The organism is Azonexus hydrophilus (assembly GCF_905120355.1).
GTDB lineage: Bacteria > Pseudomonadota > Gammaproteobacteria > Burkholderiales > Rhodocyclaceae > Azonexus.
In genome coordinates this window covers 1-16,053 of the sequence record NZ_CAJHOB010000023.1, presented here as the reverse complement: position 1 = coordinate 16,053, position 16,053 = coordinate 1, and the positions used below count along the sequence as shown (strand labels likewise).

Genomic DNA, 16,053 nt, shown 5'->3' with positions numbered 1-16,053 from the left:
TATCGCCCCTCAATTCAAGATTCTATCGAAGCGACAACTATTCTGACCCAGGGGGCGGGACGTCCAGCGGAGGCCACAGGCCGGAGCGGCCTTGACCGCAGTGTTAGGCGATCCAGTATTCTTCAAGAGCCCTCCGTATATGTTCGCGATCAAATGCATAGTCGGGTTCGTCTTCGATAAAGCAAAGATACTCCCTCAAAACTCTGGCTTGTGGCGCGCTCAGAAGAGAGAACCGCTCATCCGGGCACTGAGTTAGGTGATAAGACATGCCAAAACCATAGTCGCCATTCAGGTCCGCTATTAAATAAGCAGGCAAGTGAAAACGCATTCCTTCGGCATCGAAGAATGAAAGACTACTGTTGCACTCATTTAAATCAGTTGCACAAATTGCCTGCCAGTCATCTTTTTCGTCAATTTCTCGGTATCGCGCCCGTGTCTCATCGTTAGCGTAGTCATCTATTGCCTGAGCTTCGCGCAAACCAACACCTGAACCTAAACGAACACCGGCGAATGCAACTCGTATCTTTTCTTTTAACTGTTCGAGTATCTCGCGGCGTTTGGACAATTCACTCGCTTCGTCGATAACCGATGAGTCGTAGCCACGCGCCCTCATTTCGGCGATGTCATCGGCGGATGGGTATCGTACTGCCATGCTCTGCCTAACGTCCAGTATACACCGCGGCCGGTGTATACTCATTTTCAAAAAGGTGTATAACAAAGTTCATTACAAATCATCCATATGATTTTTAAAGAATCATGAATGAACAGCAAGCCAACCCATCGCAAAATGCCCCGAAATTGCTCGACCTGCTGCGTGATCGCCTACGCTTGAAGCACTACAGCATACGGACAGAAACACAATATGTCCAATGGGTGAGGCGTTTCATTCTTTTCCATGGGAAACGTCACCCTCAGGAGATGGGGGCGAAGGAGGTCGAGGCGTTTTTGACGCATCTGGCGGTAGAGGGCCGGGTAGCGGCAGCAACACAGAATCAGGCGCTGTCGGCTTTGCTGTTTTTATACCGCGAGCTGCTGCACATCAATCCTGCCCTGGCTCGATGAGGTAGTGCGTGCCAAACGGCCAGCCCGTTTGCCAGTGGTGTTGACGCGGGAGGAAGTTCAGGCGGTACTCGGACGAACCGAGGGAACTTATGGCTTGATGCTGCGCCTGTTGTACGGCACGGGCATGCGCTTGATGGAGTGCGTGCGTTTGCGGGTCAAGGATGTGGATTTTTCCCGGGCGGAAATTATCGTGCGTGACGGCAAGGGCGCAAAAGACCGGGTGACCATGTTGCCGCAGCGTATTGCCGCTGAATTGCAGGCGCATTTGCAGCGCCGCCGCCATTTGTATGAAGACGATTTAGCCAAAGGCATGGCGTCGGTGTATTTGCCCAACGCCCTGGACCGCAAATACGCAAATGCAGAAAATGAATGGGCTTGGCAGTATGTTTTTGTTGCCAAGAGCTATTCAATTGATCCGCGCAGCGGCACCGAGCGGCGGCATCATATCGATGAAAAATTAGTGCAGCGGGCGATGAAACGCGCAGTGCAGGAAGCAGCTATCAGCAAACCAGCCACCCCGCACACTTTGCGCCATTCCTTTGCGACTCACCTGTTACAGGGCGGCTACGACATTCGCACGGTACAGGAATTGCTGGGCCATGCCGACGTGGCAACGACCATGATCTATACCCACGTGCTAAACAAAGGCGGGCGCGGCGTGGTCAGTCCGCTGGATCTGAGTTAGGGGTAATCACTTGCCGATGCAGAAGCGGCTGAAAATGACCCCTAAAAGGTCGTCGGCAGTGAATTCGCCGGTAATCTGACCCAGCGCCTGCTGCGCCAGGCGTAGTTCTTCGGCAAAGAGTTCGAGGGCAGGGAACGGGCCGTGCACGATCCGGCTGGCGCCGGCAACGTGTTCGCGGGCGGCACTCAGCGCACGCAGGTGACGTTCGCGCGCAATGAAGACATCTTCGGTCTGCTGCCAACCGGCAACTCGCAGAAGTTCGGCACGCAGCAGATCGATACCCTGATTGGCCTTGGCCGAAAGGCTGACCACAACCGCGTCGGCTTCGCTGTGCCGTTCTGCCTTGCTGCCGGCCAGGTCGATCTTGTTATGGACCGTAATCCGCTGCAGGCGCGCCGGAAGTTTTTCCAGAATGGCGCTATCCGCTTCCGTAACGCCCTGGCGGGCATCGACCAGGAGCAGCACGACATCGGCGCGTTCGATTTCCTGCCAGCTGCGGGCGATACCGATTTTTTCCACTTCGTCGTCGGTGTCGCGCAGGCCTGCCGTATCGATGATATGCAGCGGGATACCTTCGATCTGGATGGTCGAGCGCAGGGCATCGCGGGTGGTGCCGGCAATGGGGGTGACGATGGCCAGATCGTCACCAGCGAGTCGGTTAAGCAGCGAGGATTTGCCCACATTGGGCTGCCCCGCCAGAACGACGTGCAAACCGGCCTGCAGCAGTTTGCCCTGACCGGCGCGCTGGAAGATGTCGGCCAGTTTTTCCTGCAGACGCTGCAGGCGGCCGAATGCATCGGCCGCCTGCAGAAAATCGATCTCTTCTTCGGGGAAATCCAGCGTTGCCTCAACCAGCATGCGCAGATTGATCAATTCTTCGTTCAATTCGCCGATAGCGCGGGAAAACTCTCCCTGCAATGAACGAACGGCGGAACGGGCAGCACTGGCAGTGGCGGCATCGATCAGATCGGCCACCGCTTCCGCCTGGGCCAGGTCCATTTTGCCGTTGAGAAACGCCCGCCGGCTGAATTCGCCCGGCTCGGCCAGACGCGCACCGAGATCAAGACAGCGGGCCAGCAGCATCTGCATCACCACCGGCCCACCGTGCCCCTGCAGTTCCAGCACATCTTCGCCGGTAAATGAATGCGGGGCCGGAAAGTAGAGCAACAGACCGCTGTCGATGCTGCTGCCGTCCGCCGCTCTGAAATGGTTCAAACTTGCCTGGCGCGGCGTCGGCGTCTTGCCGGTCAGCTGCAAAGCAAAGGGCAGCAAAGCGCTGCCCGAAATGCGGATGACGCCCACCCCGCCACGGCCTGGAGCCGTGGCAATGGCGGCGATGGTGTCATTGTTTACAACTGCCACACCCTCAGGCTTTCGCGTCGTTGGCAGCCTTGCCGCCCTTTTCCATCATGCGGGTGATCTGCCACTGCTGGGCAATCGACAGAATGTTGTTCACCACCCAGTACAGCACCAGCCCGGACGGGAAGAAGAGGAACATGACACCGAACACGAAGGGCATGGCCATCATCACCTTGGCCTGGATCGGATCCGGCGGCGTCGGATTGAGCTTCATCTGGATCACCATGGAAACAATCATGATGACAGGCAGGATGTAGTACGGGTCCGCCGAAGCCAGATCGGTAATCCAGCCGATCCACGGTGCCCCACGCATTTCGACTGCGCCCAGCAATACCCAGTACAGGGCAATGAAGACCGGAATCTGGATCAGGATCGGCAAGCAGCCCCCCAGCGGATTGATTTTTTCGCTCTGGTAGAGCTTCATCATTTCCTGATTCAGGCGGGCGCGGTCATCGCTATAGCGTTCCTTCAGCTGCACCAGGCGCGGTGTAACCACGCGCATCTTGGCCATCGAACGGTAAGAGGCTGCTGAAAGCGGGAAAAAGGCGAGTTTGATGGCAATGGTGAGAACCACGATTGCCCAGCCCCAGTTACCCACCAGACCGTGAATGAACTGCAGCGCCCAGAAAATTGGCGCTGCGATCACTGTCAGCCAGCCGTAATCCACCACCAGATCGAGACCTGGTGCGGTTTCCTTGAGGGCAGCCTGCTCCTGCGGACCGGCAAATAGGCTGACGGCGGTACGGGCACTGGTCCCCGGGCCAATTTCGCTGACCGGCACGATGACACCCACCTGGAACAGGTTGCTGCCATCCAGCTTGCGCATGTAATACTCACGCTGAACACCCTGCTGCGGTACCAGAGCGGCAACGAAGTAATGCTGCACCATGGCCAGCCAGCCGTTGTCTGCTGCCTTGGCAAACTTGGCGCTCTTGTCGCCGATATCGGCAAAGCTCACCTTCTGATACTTTTCGGCATCGGTGAACACTGCCGGGCCGGTGAAGGTATGCATCATCATGTTGCTGCCGGAAGGATCGACATCATCACGCTGAATCTGGAAATAGGCGTGCGGCGCGATCGCCTGATCCGAACCATTGACGATTTCCCAGGCCATATCCACAACATAGCTGCCGCGCTTGAAGGTAAGGATACGGGCAACGCGTACACCCTGTGGGCCATCCGCTTCCAGACGCACCTGCAGTTCGTCCTGACCTTCGGCCAGTTCGAGCGGGCCATCGACACGCTTGAACAAACTGCGATGCGAGGGCAGGCCATTACCGATCAAACCGCTTTGGGCCTGGTAGTGATGCTGCGCGCCAAAAAGATGGAAATTCTTTTCGTTATCCTCGCTCTCCTTGTAATTCAGGAGTTCCAGCCCGACCAGATCGCCACCCTGGGTGGAAATCGTGATCTTGGCCAGATCGGTGGTCACGGTGAAGGTGTCCACCGCAGTGGCCGGCTTTTCTTCAACCAGCGGTGCGCTCGGCTGTCCAGCCGCCTGCAGATTGACCGAAGGCTGTGGCGCATCGCTGTGGCCAGCGCTTTGTTGCGCCGCTGTGGCTGTTGCTGGCGTGACCGGCCGCGGATTTTTGTATTGCTGCCAGTTGTCCCACAGCATGTAGCTGGAGAAGGCAAAAATCATGACCAGAATCAGGCGTCGAGTGTCCATGGGCCTATGCTTTGAAAATTGAATCAGGGGAGGGGATCATAACCGCCCGGATGCCAAGGGTGACAACGAAAAATTCGCTTCACTCCCAACCAGCCGCCTTTCCAGGCGCCGTACTGGCGCAGGGCGTCGATCGTATATTCGGAACAGGTGGGGAAAAAACGGCAACGGCGGCCTGTCAGCGGGCTGATTGCATATTGATACACGCGCACCAAGGCAATCAGCACCCACTTCATGGCAAGTCTCGCGAGGTCGCCGCGACCTGTTGCTCAACCGTTTGTGCTGCTATTTCCAACTGCCGCCAATGGCGAACTGCAAGACGGTCAAACAGGGCATTGATTTCAGTAGCCAGTTCAGCATCGTGCAAGGGAACGCCTTTGACGGCCAAGCGTACTACCAGATCGTAAGAAGGCAGTTGCAGGCGACGCAGACGAAAATTTTCCCGTACCACCCGCTTCAGACGATTGCGGTCAACAGCACGTTTCAATAATTTTTTGCCAACAACCAGACCCAGCCGAGCTGCCGGCGCTGCTGCCTCGGGACCGGACTGCTCCCGAATTTGTCGACACTGCGGGCTTCGCGGCTGATAGTGCAGCATCAGCCATTGGCCACGAATCGCCTTGCGGAAACCAAAAACGGATGAAAACTCATCCGTTTTGGTCAGTCGATCGCGTCGGGCAAAGCCGTGCTTTACTGCGTCGGGCATCCGGTGCACACCGGCTGCGCCGACTTAGACGGCCAGGCGCTTGCGGCCCTTGGCGCGGCGCGCGGCGAGGACGGCGCGGCCACCCTTGGTGCGCGAACGAACCAGGAAGCCATGGGTGCGCTTGCGGCGCACGACCGACGGTTGATAGGTGCGTTTCATGTCGTAATTCCTTGAGTGAGCGGAGAAAAACGCGTGATTACACCGTGTTTCACCTGCGGCTGTCAAGCTGATTTATTTCCACAAGCTGTGGATAACTTTTTGTTCGCGGGTTAAAATCCACGACCTGCGGCTTTCACGTTTTTTGTTGCGTCCCCCCATGTAGAACGCAACCCCAGCGCCTGCCAGGCAAGCTGAATAAAAACGTGAAGCCTGTTTATTCATAACAAAATCAGATAGTTGAAATCCTTTGCCCAGCTTGTTCAACGAGTTTTGCGAGGATAGGGAGTCTCTTTTTTCATGTCCGCTTTCTGGGAATCCTGCCTGCAGCGTTTTGCTGCAGAACTGCCGGCGCAGCAATTCAACACCTGGATCAAACCGCTGCGCCTGGAAGGCGAAAGTACGGCTCAGGAAAAGGGACTGCAACTGCTTGCTCCCAACGGCTTCATCCTGAAGTGGGTGCGGGAAAAATTTCTGCACCAGATTGAAGCCCAGGCTCAGGAATTCTTTGCTGCCCCGGTCAGCATCAACCTGCTGATCGGTAATCAGGGGGCCACTCCCGGCAAGCGCCCCAGCGCTGCGACAAGCCGCAATGAATCGTCGCCCCATGATGATCATGCTGAGGCCACGGAAAATTCATTGCCGGCCCAGTCAGGCTCAGGAATTCAGGAAACTCTGCCAGCCAAAAAACAGCGCAGCAAAACCCCTGGCAACTACGAAAAGTCGCGCCTGTTCTCTAATTTCACTTTCGACAATCTGGTGGTTGGTCGTGCCAATGATCTGGCCCGTGCTGCAGCGGTACAGGTTGCGGGCAATCCCGGCGGTGCCTACAACCCGCTCTTCATCTATGGTGGGGCTGGCCTGGGCAAGACTCACCTCATCCACGCCATCGGCAATCACATCGTGGCGGAACGCCCCGACGCCATCGTCCGTTATGTCCATGCCGAGGACTACTACTCGGACGTGGTTCGCGCTTACCAGCAAAAATCCTTTGATACCTTCAAGCGCACCTACCGTTCCATTGACGTCCTGCTACTCGACGATGTGCAGTTTTTTAATGGCAAGAACCGCTCTCAGGAAGAATTTTTCTTTCTTTTCAATGCACTGATCGAAGCACGCAAGCAGATCATCATTACCTGCGATACCTATCCAAAAGATATCAATGGCCTGGATGATCGCTTGGTGACCCGCTTCGACTGGGGTTTGACCGTCCAGATCGAACCACCCGAACTGGAAATGCGGGTTGCCATCCTGCAGAAAAAAGCCGAGGCAGAAAATATCCGCCTCAGTGATGAAGTGGCCTTTTTCATTGCAAAACATCTGCGTTCCAATGTGCGTGAGCTGGAGGGCGCATTGAAGAAGGTGCTGGCGTACGCCTCTTTCCATGGTCGTCCAATTGCGCTCGATCTGGCCAAGGAAGCACTCAAGGACCTGATCAACTCAGTACGCAACATCGGTATCGACTACATCCAGAAAACCGTGGCCGATTACTACAAGATCAAGGTGGGCGAGATTTTTTCCAAGAAGCGCACGCGTGCCATCGCCAGACCACGGCAGATTGCCATGTGGCTGTCACGGGAAGTGACTTCGCATAGTTTTCCTGAAATCGGCGATGCCTTTGGCGGTCGTGACCACACAACCGTCATTCACGCCGTCAAGACCATCGATTCGCTGCGTACCAAAGACAACGAACTCAATCATGATCTGCATGTGTTGTTGCAGGTCCTCAAGGGCTAGGCAACAATGCGACTCTCACGACAGGCTTTACTTGTTGCCAAAGGGGGGATTTCCTGGGGGTAAGGCTGTACACAGGGTGTCAGTAGTTTGGGGATAAACCGGAAAATCTCATCCTGTGGATAAGTTATCCAGAATTCATTCACAGCTTTCACAGGTACTTACCAAGCGCTGAAACAAAGATTCAACTATCTGAAGTTAAAGAAAAATTTTAGGTTATCCACAGAAGTATTCCTGACTTAGTATTTAAAGGATTTTTATATATGGCTCTTATTAAAAGTCAAAGAGAGACACTGCTGGCACCCCTGCAGTCTGTTTCGGGCATCGTTGAACGGCGCCATACCTTGCCGATCCTTTCCAACGTACTTCTGGAAAAGCAGGGCGAGAATCTGACTTTTCTGGCTACCGACATCGAAATCCAGATCACGACCCATACTCAATGTGTTAATGGTGAAGAAAATGGCGCGGTGACCGTGGGTGCCAAGAAACTCCAGGACATCCTGCGTTCCCTGCCAGAAGGTACGGAAGTCACATTGAGCCTGGACGACAAGCGTCTGCAGATCAAAGCCGGCAAGAGTCGTTTCAACCTGCAAACCCTGCCGGCCGATGATTTTCCGCGCATGGCCCTGAGCGAAGGCGAAAGCCGCACGTTCACCGTCAGCCAGCGCGCGTTTCGCCAGCTCATTGGTAAAACGCAATACGCCATGGCAACTCAGGACGTGCGCTACTACCTCAATGGCATGATGCTGCTGGTCGATGGCAAGGAATTGACCAGTGTGGCTACCGATGGTCACCGTCTGGCATTTGCCCGTATGGAAATCGAAGGTGATTTGCCGCGCCAGGAAATGATCCTGCCGCGTAAAACCGTGCTGGAACTCAACCGTCTGTTGAGCGATAGCGAAGAGCCGCTCAATGTCAGCATGACCAGCAACCAGATCTGCTTCTCCTTTGGCAGCGTGGTGCTGGTTTCCAAACTGATCGACGGCAAATTCCCTGACTTTGAACGGGTGATTCCGGCCAGCCTGCGTCACCATATCCGCATCAACCGCCTGCAGCTGATTCAGGCCATGCAGCGGGCAGCGATTCTGACCATTGAAAAACTGCGCGGCGTGCGCGTCATCCTGGGTGAAAACACCCTCAAGATCATTGCCGCCAACGCCGAACAGGAAGAAGCCACGGAAGAAATCGAAGTCGAGTACGCGGGTGAATCCATCGACGCCGGCTTCAATGTGGGTTATCTGCTCGACATGCTGAACAACGTCCAGGCCGATGAAGTGCAATGGAGCTTCAACGATGCCGGTTCGAGTTCCTTGCTGACGGTGCCGGAAAACACGCAATTCAAGTATGTCGTGATGCCGATGCGTATCTGAGCCGGCAAGCCAGGGACAGACTGATTTTTGCAGTACCCTATCCGCCCTCGCGGGCGGATGTGTTTTTAAGGAAGCAAGAAGAATGAGTGAACAAAATCTCCCGCAAGACGGTGGGCCTGCTTACGGCGAATCCAGCATCCAGATCCTGGAAGGGCTGGAAGCTGTGCGCAAACGTCCGGGCATGTACATCGGCGACACGTCCGATGGTACCGGCCTGCACCACCTGGTGTTCGAAGTTGTCGATAACTCCATCGATGAAGCACTGGCCGGACATTGCGACGAGATCATCGTCACCATTCATACCGATAACTCGATTTCAGTCATCGACAACGGCCGGGGTATTCCGACTGGCGTCAAGATGGATGACAAGCATGAACCGAAGCGTTCGGCAGCTGAAATCGCGCTGACTGAGTTGCACGCTGGGGGCAAGTTCAACCAGAACTCGTACAAGGTTTCCGGCGGTTTGCATGGTGTGGGTGTTTCCTGCGTCAATGCCTTGTCGAAATTCCTGCGTCTGACCATCCGTCGCGACGGAAAAAAGCATTTCATGGAATTCCAGCGCGGCGTGCCCGTCAATCGCGAGATTGAACGTGTCGATGGTGTGGAAATTTCACCTCTAAAAGTCATCGGCAATTCGGAAAAACGCGGTACGGAAGTGCATTTCCTTGCCGATGAGGAAATTTTCAACCACGTCGAATTCCACTACGAAATCCTCGCCAAGCGCCTGCGTGAGCTGTCTTTTCTCAACAACGGCGTCAGCATCAAGCTGGTTGACCAGCGCTCCGGCAAGGAAGAGCTGTTTGCCTTTGCCGGTGGCGTGCAGAGTTTCGTTGAGTACATCAACCGCAACAAGAGCGTGCTGCATCCCAACATTTTCTATTCTGCTGGTGAAGCCAAGGTCGGGCAGGGTGCGGCCGATACCGGCATCACCATCGGCGTCGAAGTCGCCATGCAGTGGAACGATTCCTACCAGGAACAGGTGCTCTGCTTTACCAACAACATTCCGCAGTCTGACGGCGGCACTCATTTGACCGGCCTGCGCGCCGCGATGACCCGCGTTATCAACAAGTACATCGACGAAAACGAGATTGCCAAGAAAGCCAAGGTGGATATCGCCGGTGACGACATGCGCGAAGGTCTGGCCTGCGTGCTGTCGGTGAAGATGCCGGACCCGAAATTTGCCTCGCAGACCAAGATGAAGCTGGTTTCCAGCGAAGCACGCGGTGCCGTGGAAGAAGTCGTTGCGCAGAAACTCGCCGATTTCCTGCTCGAACGTCCGGCCGACGCCAAGATGATTTGCAGCAAGATTGTCGAAGCCTCCCGTGCCCGTGAAGCTGCCCGCAAGGCACGCGAAATGACGCGGCGCAAAGGTGTGCTCGACGGCATCGGTCTGCCCGGAAAACTCGCCGACTGCCAGGAAAAAGACCCGGCCAAGTCGGAAATCTACATCGTCGAGGGCGATTCCGCCGGTGGCTCCGCCAAGCAGGGCCGCGACCGCAAGTTCCAGGCCATCCTGCCGCTGCGCGGCAAGGTGCTGAACGTCGAAAAAGCCCGTTTCGACAAGCTGATTTCTTCCGATCAGATCGTTACCCTGATCACTGCCCTCGGCACCGGCATCGGCAAGGACGACTTCAACATCGAAAAACTGCGTTACCACCGCGTCATCATCATGACCGATGCGGACGTTGACGGCGCCCACATCCGTACCCTGTTGCTGACGCTGCTGTACCGCCAGATGCCGGAGCTGATCGAGCGGGGCTACGTGTACATCGCTCAGCCGCCTTTGTACAAGGTGAAACATGGCAAAACCGAGCGTTATCTGAAGGACGATCAGGAATACAACCAGTTCCTGCTCAACATGGCGCTGACCGATGCGGTGCTCAGTCCGCAAGCTGCCGGCGTCGAACCTATCACCGGGCCGGCCCTGGAAAATCTGGCGCGCAACTGGCTGGCGACCGATGCCGTCATCGAACGGCTGGCACACCTTGTCCATCCGGACATCCTGCACGCCATCGTGCGCCACAACATTGCGGTCGATCTCAGTGGAGAAGAGGGCGCGCAGAAGAGTGCTGCTGCCTTGTCGCTGTACACTCCGGCCGATACCAGCGTACGCGTCAAGTACGATGACATCCAGGAACGCTGGACCCTGCGCGTCGAGCGCATGCACCATGGCAACCTGAAAGTCGGCATGATCGACGAGGATCTGCTGCTATCGGGCGACTTCCTGCAGATCAAGCGCACGGCAGAAATCCTTGCCGATCTCTTCACCGCCGGTGCCGTCATTACCCGTGGTGAGAAGAAACAGGGTGTGACCACCTTTGCCGAAGCCATCAAATGGCTGTTCAACGAAGTCGAACGTGGCATCAGCAAGCAGCGCTACAAGGGTCTGGGCGAAATGAACCCCGAGCAACTCTGGGAAACCACCATGGACCCCACCGTCCGCCGCCTGCTGCGCGTCCAGATCGACGATGCCATCGCCGCCGACGAAATCTTCACCACCCTGATGGGCGAAAACGTCGAACCGCGCCGGGAATTCATTGAAAACAATGCCTTGACGGCGCGGATTGATATTTGATGCGGTTTCTGTGATATGTCGGATGCCACAGAAAGTGAATTTTCTGCCAAGTTAGTGCAGAAAAAATGTCACAGAAACTGACGAAAAGCTCCTTCGGGAGCTTTTGTCGTCTCTGATAGGTAATTTTTCAGGCTTTGCTACCAATGACGGATAGTGATCACATAGGCTTTAGAGTTATTTTGCTGATGAGCCTCCGAATAGCATTTTGGCAAGAGAAGACCAGAATCCGCCCTTCTGCTTTGAGCTTGACGATGATTCAGTGACGATTTCTGGATTGCTAGGCCCGACTTCTTGTTTGCCGTTTTCACTCTCTTTGTCATGATAGAAGCGAGCTTTGGCCTCTTTATCCCGCCGGTACTCAGCCTGAACCTGCGCTGTACTCCAGCTTTCCGCCTCGATTACGTGACCTCGCTTGATAATATAGTGCGAGCGGCACGGCAACTGCCAGTTGCCAATTGAGGGCGTCAATGAAACCGACTCACCGTCGTAGATCATCTTCCAGTCGGTAGGAGACAAAGGTGTCACCACCTGCTCGCCACACCCGCAACAACAACTGTGCACCGCCGTGGCGTACTCCATGGACACGTACAAGACACCAGGTTCGAGTTCTCTCGGTACGCTACGTACGAAGTGATGCTCAAGCGAAAGAATACGCATCATGCTTGATCTCCGTTAAGCAATAAGTTGCCGTCGGTTGTGTAGGTGGAATGGTGCTCCCGTTCCAGATCGCGGTAAAAGCCCCTGAGCTTTTTCCACTTAATAACGGCCAATACGGCGTTGAGTGCGTTGAGATCAGCGACCTGGATGTTGGAGGCATAAATGTCACGCTCACCGCCACCAGCAAACGAAATACGTCCAGCATGGACATGCTCGCGCTTCTCAGGCGTACTGGCGGTTACCCGCAAGATGCCACCCAGGCTACCGTCGACCAACTCCAGACCCATGCCAACATCGACGAAAGGCACGTCGAGTGCTTCGAGCTTCTGCACCACGACGCGCTTATCTTCTCCCGCATCCATGCAGATGAAGGCGAATGTCGTGCCGTCGAGTAGACCGACGTTAGTGTGATCGAGCTTGAACGGATGTGCGACGATGCCCCGGTGCATCTTGGTATAGATGTCTTTGAGGTAATCAACCTTTTTCGGCGCATCGCGCAGTTCTTCCAGAGAAGCAGCCCCGGGAGCACGGAAGGCATTGTGCTGCAAGAACTCATCGGAATCGAAAAGGCGAATTTCGCGTGCCGGCGTCTTGGCCACCAAGTCTACGATATAGCTGCCAGTACCCCCTGTGCCGATCACCGAAATAACTTCACCCTCAAGCTTGGCGGTCAGTCCGCCTATGCCTACGCGGTCCGATGCAGTATCGATGTAGTTGAACACGATGTCGGTTTCCATATCTTCAGGCGCGCGAAAAACGCGGGCGCTGATGCCCGGTTGTCGCACCGCAGCAGGCCCTGCAAGGATAGATGCGTACGTAGACATCTTCTCGTAGAAGTTTGGATAACCGTCCGGTCCTGGCTTACTCGAAAAGGAATGGCGGGCGCTTACACCATGCCCCAAGTTGACGACTTGGGATTGGTGCTCGATTTCACGTAGCGGTGTGCCATCGGCTCGGCACGGAAAATCGCCATCCCAATGCATGACGTGCGTCGAGGGCTTGCGGGTCAAATCCCCGGATAGATCGAGGGGACAAACCAGCGTCCCCGTGCGTACTTGCTTCTGGGCATCGACGTAGGGCACTTCACGCATCACCAATAAGCCACCAAGGACTTGTACGAAGTAACCCTCCTCACGCAGTTGGCGCAAGTCAGAATTAAGACTGAACGGTTTTTGTGACATTGAAGATCGTCCCTTGATGTTTGACTTCCACCGAACCGCCTTCGGCAAGCTCACCAGCATGCGGCCTGGATGCCGCATGGCGATAAGTCATGGAATAGCGAACGTTGGACTCGGCTGGAGCGCCCGGGAAAGCCAACTTCACCACCTGCTCGAACGTGACGCGTTTGTCGGGGACCGGCTCATCGCGAGAATTCACGACGATGACGTAGCCCTTCACCGGGCGCGGTGCCGTGATGAAATGCTCTACGCCTGACTGTGTGAGATCGACATTATCTTCAGGCTCGATCAAGCAATCCGAGCCTCCGCGGACTTCACGAAAGATAGCGTGATTCTCATCAATACCTGACAGGGCATAGAGGGCTTTGCCCGGGATCGTCGGCTGTCCCCAGATCAACTGACGCTCATTGAGTGTGAGCTTGAAGTTGCGGTCCGTACGAAAGGCGATAAAGCGCTCGGCACCCTGTGCGCGCAGATCGAACGTTTCGTTGATAGACACTTCCTCGAAGTCGCCCGAGGCGAGGATGGCGCACAGCGTGAAGTCGTTCCGATCATCTAAGCCTGCCGCCGCCAAAACTTGGCGACCGGTTGGTACAGGATCCGCAATGGTCACGGCGTGGAAATCTACTCCATCGAGAGCAAGGTGTATCGGATATCCATGAGTGACTTGCGTCGGACTATGTTCATGATTCATTTGGTTTCTCCAAAGGATTTGGGATATTCAAGACTAGCAAGTGAGCGTTCGCGCTGTCTTGTACGCTATGCATTGTATAGCTAAATTATGGCTAGTCAACGGCTATTTAACAAACGTGCTTAGTTTGCAAATTGGCTGTTTATGGGCTATCCTTGCAGCTGATAACATGGTAATGGAAGCGAAGTATGTCAACTGCAAAGCGAACAATGACGCTCAACCTCACTGAGGCCGAGATGAAGGTTCTGGAAGACCTATCAGTGAAGAAGGATCTTAGTAAGACGTCGTTGATCCGACAGGCTCTTCGCCTCTATCAACTCGTAGAAGTACGAGTGGAGAGGGGCGATAAGCTCTTCTTTGAAGATGACAAGACCAAGGAAAAAGCAGAGGTAATGCTGTTATGACAGTCGAGATATCGCCTATCGTGCTTCTAAATACGGAGCGTGGAGAACCGGAAGCCGCCGAGCTTTGGGACGCTATTACTGACGCTCAACTTGCAGATTGGGAGGCGGAGTGGGTACCGGAGACCTTTAAGGCGGTACAAAAACTTCACCGCAGGGGGGTGGAACGTCATCAATGGCCTCAGAGTAGGCACTGGGACTGGCGTGCCAAGGTCGCTGAATTGAAGGGGCTTCTAGGTGCCCAAGGTTTTAGCATCATGTGTGGTGGGATGACCCAAGGCATGATGACACTGGATATGGGATCAAAGCGCTGTCTTTTGGAGTCTCAGCGAGGTCAGCATCTTATCTATGTCGACTACGTTGAGAATGCCCCATGGAATCGTAAGGATCTCGTGAATACTGAACCTCGCTATTGCGGGGTGGGAAGTATCTTTATCAGGACCGCTATTGAAGTAAGTCGTTTGGAAGGTTTTAAGGGACGTATTGGCCTCCACTCACTTCCTCAGTCTGAAAGCTTTTACAGGAATAAATGTGGAATGACTGATCTTGGAAAGGACAGTAACTATCAAGACCTTCGTTACTTCGAAATGACTCCAGAGCAGGCCCTTATTTTTGTAATGAAAGGAGGCTCATTGTGAAGATCGAGATTACGAAAGAATGGTGCGTCCAGATGGCGCGACTCGAATCGGATGATGAAATAGGCGTTGGCCTCTTAGCATCTGAGTTAGAGTTTAGTGGTGAGCCAGCAGCACATCGCTCTATTCCTAAAGGTGAAGAACCAAATATTGCATTTGGTCGATTAGTACGTTTGATGCGCCGTAACCATGGCTATTCGATTGAAAAATTGGCAGAAGATGCAAGTATTGATGTTGTTGAATTACTTGATATCGAAGAAGATGCGCACTATCGTCCCGATGTCCGGACAATTTATCAACTTGCGAATGTATTTGGGTTACCGCGTACTAATCTGCTAAAGATAGCTGGTCTAATTGAGGCACAGAACGATGTACTTTATGAAGAAGCTGTCCGATTTGCAGCTCGATCAGAATCGGTTGCAGAACTTACTGCGCAGGAAAGAGCTGCACTCGAAGCATTTGTAGCCGTTTTGAGCAAAGAATAAGAGTTACATCTTGGCCAAAAACCGATTGCTCCGTCAGAGTACTGTTAAAGATATCGACGAGAGGGTCGAGCGTGTCTTGAGGGGGCTTGGAAATCCTGAGCCCCCTTTATCTCTCGCGGATGTGCGTGAACTCCTTAAGTTGGACAGGCAGTTCTATACAGCCGACGATCCCGGCCTCATTAAAGAGGCGATTAGTCGAATCCGCGTAGCCTCAATCCAGGTCTTTCAGAGACCAACAATCCTTCTTGACGCCATAAAGAAGATGTCTCTTAAGGCTCTTTATGTTCCAGATCGGAAGCGAATTCTCCTTGATGGGGCTTTGCCAGAAAAGAAACATCGATGGAACGAAGCACACGAGATCGGGCATAGTCTCCTGCCGTGGCATGAAGACACCATGCATGGCGATAACTCCCATACTCTCTCTCGTGATTGCCACGAGCAAATAGAAACCGAGGCTAACTTTGCAGCCGGTCGGTTGTTGTTTCTGCGTGATCGGTTTACGGAGGAAGCTCTTGATCTCCAGCCAAGCATCTCAGCAATGCAGTCGCTTCACCGCTCGTTTGGCAATACGCTATCGACAACGTTTTACCGATTCATTGAGACGGTTGGGAGTGATCGACCTATGGTCGGCTTGATCTCCCCCTGGGTCAGAATAGTTGTCGCTTCGATAGAATCTTGAATTGAGGGGCGATA

General features: G+C 54.5%; 19 protein-coding genes. 9 read left to right on the top strand and 10 right to left on the bottom strand.

Annotated elements, in window-relative coordinates; all coding sequences use genetic code 11:
- Positions 1 to 103 precede the first annotated feature (103 nt).
- Positions 104 to 652 (bottom strand): DUF6714 family protein, encoded by a 549-nt coding sequence (locus JYJ39_RS13375; protein ID WP_205205015.1) that lies wholly within the window; start codon positions 650 to 652, stop codon positions 104 to 106.
- Positions 653 to 756: 104 nt separating this feature from the next.
- Between JYJ39_RS13375 and JYJ39_RS14250 the strand changes: the two genes are divergently transcribed.
- Positions 757 to 1,062: a phage integrase N-terminal SAM-like domain-containing protein gene (locus tag JYJ39_RS14250; RefSeq protein WP_240189663.1), complete on the top strand. Its 306-nt coding sequence runs from the start codon at positions 757 to 759 to the stop codon at positions 1,060 to 1,062.
- Between the two features lie 4 nt (positions 1,063 to 1,066).
- The gene (locus JYJ39_RS13370) at positions 1,067 to 1,747 is read left to right on the top strand and encodes an integron integrase (protein WP_240189662.1); all 681 of its coding nucleotides are present in this window, start codon (positions 1,067 to 1,069) and stop codon (positions 1,745 to 1,747) included.
- 6 nt (positions 1,748 to 1,753) lie between these two features.
- Here the strand turns inward: JYJ39_RS13370 and mnmE are convergent, their stop codons facing one another.
- From mnmE to JYJ39_RS13340, 6 genes are all read right to left on the bottom strand, one after another.
- Positions 1,754 to 3,109 (bottom strand): tRNA uridine-5-carboxymethylaminomethyl(34) synthesis GTPase MnmE, encoded by a 1,356-nt coding sequence (mnmE, locus tag JYJ39_RS13365; protein WP_205205013.1) that lies wholly within the window; start codon positions 3,107 to 3,109, stop codon positions 1,754 to 1,756.
- 4 nt (positions 3,110 to 3,113) lie between these two features.
- Positions 3,114 to 4,775 carry a membrane protein insertase YidC gene (gene yidC / locus JYJ39_RS13360; RefSeq protein WP_205205011.1) on the bottom strand — a complete coding sequence of 554 codons (1,662 nt, stop codon included), beginning with the start codon at positions 4,773 to 4,775 and terminating at the stop codon, positions 3,114 to 3,116.
- 23 nt (positions 4,776 to 4,798) lie between these two features.
- Positions 4,799 to 5,008 (bottom strand): membrane protein insertion efficiency factor YidD, encoded by a 210-nt coding sequence (gene yidD, locus JYJ39_RS13355; protein ID WP_205205009.1) that lies wholly within the window; start codon positions 5,006 to 5,008, stop codon positions 4,799 to 4,801.
- Positions 5,005 to 5,478 (bottom strand): ribonuclease P protein component, encoded by a 474-nt coding sequence (gene rnpA, locus JYJ39_RS13350; RefSeq protein ID WP_205205017.1) that lies wholly within the window; start codon positions 5,476 to 5,478, stop codon positions 5,005 to 5,007. The genes yidD and rnpA overlap by 4 nt, the downstream gene beginning before the upstream one ends.
- Positions 5,479 to 5,502: 24 nt before the next feature.
- On the bottom strand, positions 5,503 to 5,637 hold the full coding sequence (gene rpmH, locus JYJ39_RS13345) for a 50S ribosomal protein L34 (RefSeq protein WP_027457001.1): 135 nt from the start codon (positions 5,635 to 5,637) through the stop codon (positions 5,503 to 5,505).
- 72 nt (positions 5,638 to 5,709) lie between these two features.
- Positions 5,710 to 5,901 (bottom strand): hypothetical protein, encoded by a 192-nt coding sequence (locus JYJ39_RS13340; RefSeq protein ID WP_205205007.1) that lies wholly within the window; start codon positions 5,899 to 5,901, stop codon positions 5,710 to 5,712.
- A gap of 33 nt (positions 5,902 to 5,934) precedes the next feature.
- Here JYJ39_RS13340 and dnaA point away from each other — a divergent pair, with 33 nt between their 5' ends.
- The 3 genes from dnaA to gyrB all read left to right on the top strand — a co-directional run bounded on the left by dnaA (position 5,935) and on the right by gyrB (position 11,313).
- The gene (gene dnaA / locus JYJ39_RS13335) at positions 5,935 to 7,371 is read left to right on the top strand and encodes a chromosomal replication initiator protein DnaA (RefSeq protein WP_205205005.1); all 1,437 of its coding nucleotides are present in this window, start codon (positions 5,935 to 5,937) and stop codon (positions 7,369 to 7,371) included.
- Positions 7,372 to 7,631: 260 nt separating this feature from the next.
- Positions 7,632 to 8,738 (top strand): DNA polymerase III subunit beta, encoded by a 1,107-nt coding sequence (dnaN, locus tag JYJ39_RS13330; protein ID WP_205205002.1) that lies wholly within the window; start codon positions 7,632 to 7,634, stop codon positions 8,736 to 8,738.
- A gap of 82 nt (positions 8,739 to 8,820) precedes the next feature.
- Complete coding sequence (gene gyrB, locus JYJ39_RS13325; protein ID WP_205205000.1) at positions 8,821 to 11,313, top strand: DNA topoisomerase (ATP-hydrolyzing) subunit B; 2,493 nt, start codon at positions 8,821 to 8,823, stop codon at positions 11,311 to 11,313.
- A gap of 174 nt (positions 11,314 to 11,487) precedes the next feature.
- Here gyrB and JYJ39_RS13320 read toward each other — a convergent pair whose 3' ends face one another.
- From JYJ39_RS13320 to JYJ39_RS13310, 3 genes are read right to left on the bottom strand one after another with little or no spacing between them, the layout of a single operon-like run.
- Positions 11,488 to 11,973, bottom strand: coding sequence for a DUF6527 family protein (locus JYJ39_RS13320; RefSeq protein WP_205204998.1), 486 nt, complete (start codon positions 11,971 to 11,973; stop codon positions 11,488 to 11,490).
- Complete coding sequence (locus tag JYJ39_RS13315; protein ID WP_205204996.1) at positions 11,970 to 13,151, bottom strand: ThiF family adenylyltransferase; 1,182 nt, start codon at positions 13,149 to 13,151, stop codon at positions 11,970 to 11,972. The genes JYJ39_RS13320 and JYJ39_RS13315 overlap by 4 nt, the downstream gene beginning before the upstream one ends.
- The gene (locus tag JYJ39_RS13310; protein WP_205204994.1) at positions 13,126 to 13,842 is read right to left on the bottom strand and encodes a multiubiquitin domain-containing protein; all 717 of its coding nucleotides are present in this window, start codon (positions 13,840 to 13,842) and stop codon (positions 13,126 to 13,128) included. Before JYJ39_RS13310 ends, JYJ39_RS13315 begins: the two co-directional genes overlap by 26 nt.
- A gap of 206 nt (positions 13,843 to 14,048) precedes the next feature.
- On the opposite strand from JYJ39_RS13310, the gene JYJ39_RS13305 reads away from it, so the two are divergent.
- From JYJ39_RS13305 to JYJ39_RS13290, 4 genes are read left to right on the top strand one after another with little or no spacing between them, the layout of a single operon-like run.
- The gene (locus JYJ39_RS13305; protein WP_205204992.1) at positions 14,049 to 14,243 is read left to right on the top strand and encodes a hypothetical protein; all 195 of its coding nucleotides are present in this window, start codon (positions 14,049 to 14,051) and stop codon (positions 14,241 to 14,243) included.
- Complete coding sequence (locus tag JYJ39_RS13300) at positions 14,240 to 14,878, top strand: hypothetical protein (RefSeq protein WP_205204989.1); 639 nt, start codon at positions 14,240 to 14,242, stop codon at positions 14,876 to 14,878. Before JYJ39_RS13305 ends, JYJ39_RS13300 begins: the two co-directional genes overlap by 4 nt.
- Positions 14,875 to 15,360: a helix-turn-helix domain-containing protein gene (locus tag JYJ39_RS13295; RefSeq protein WP_205204987.1), complete on the top strand. Its 486-nt coding sequence runs from the start codon at positions 14,875 to 14,877 to the stop codon at positions 15,358 to 15,360. Before JYJ39_RS13300 ends, JYJ39_RS13295 begins: the two co-directional genes overlap by 4 nt.
- 10 nt (positions 15,361 to 15,370) lie before the next feature.
- Positions 15,371 to 16,039 carry an ImmA/IrrE family metallo-endopeptidase gene (locus tag JYJ39_RS13290; RefSeq protein ID WP_205204985.1) on the top strand — a complete coding sequence of 223 codons (669 nt, stop codon included), beginning with the start codon at positions 15,371 to 15,373 and terminating at the stop codon, positions 16,037 to 16,039.
- The last annotated feature ends 14 nt before the right edge of the window (positions 16,040 to 16,053 follow it).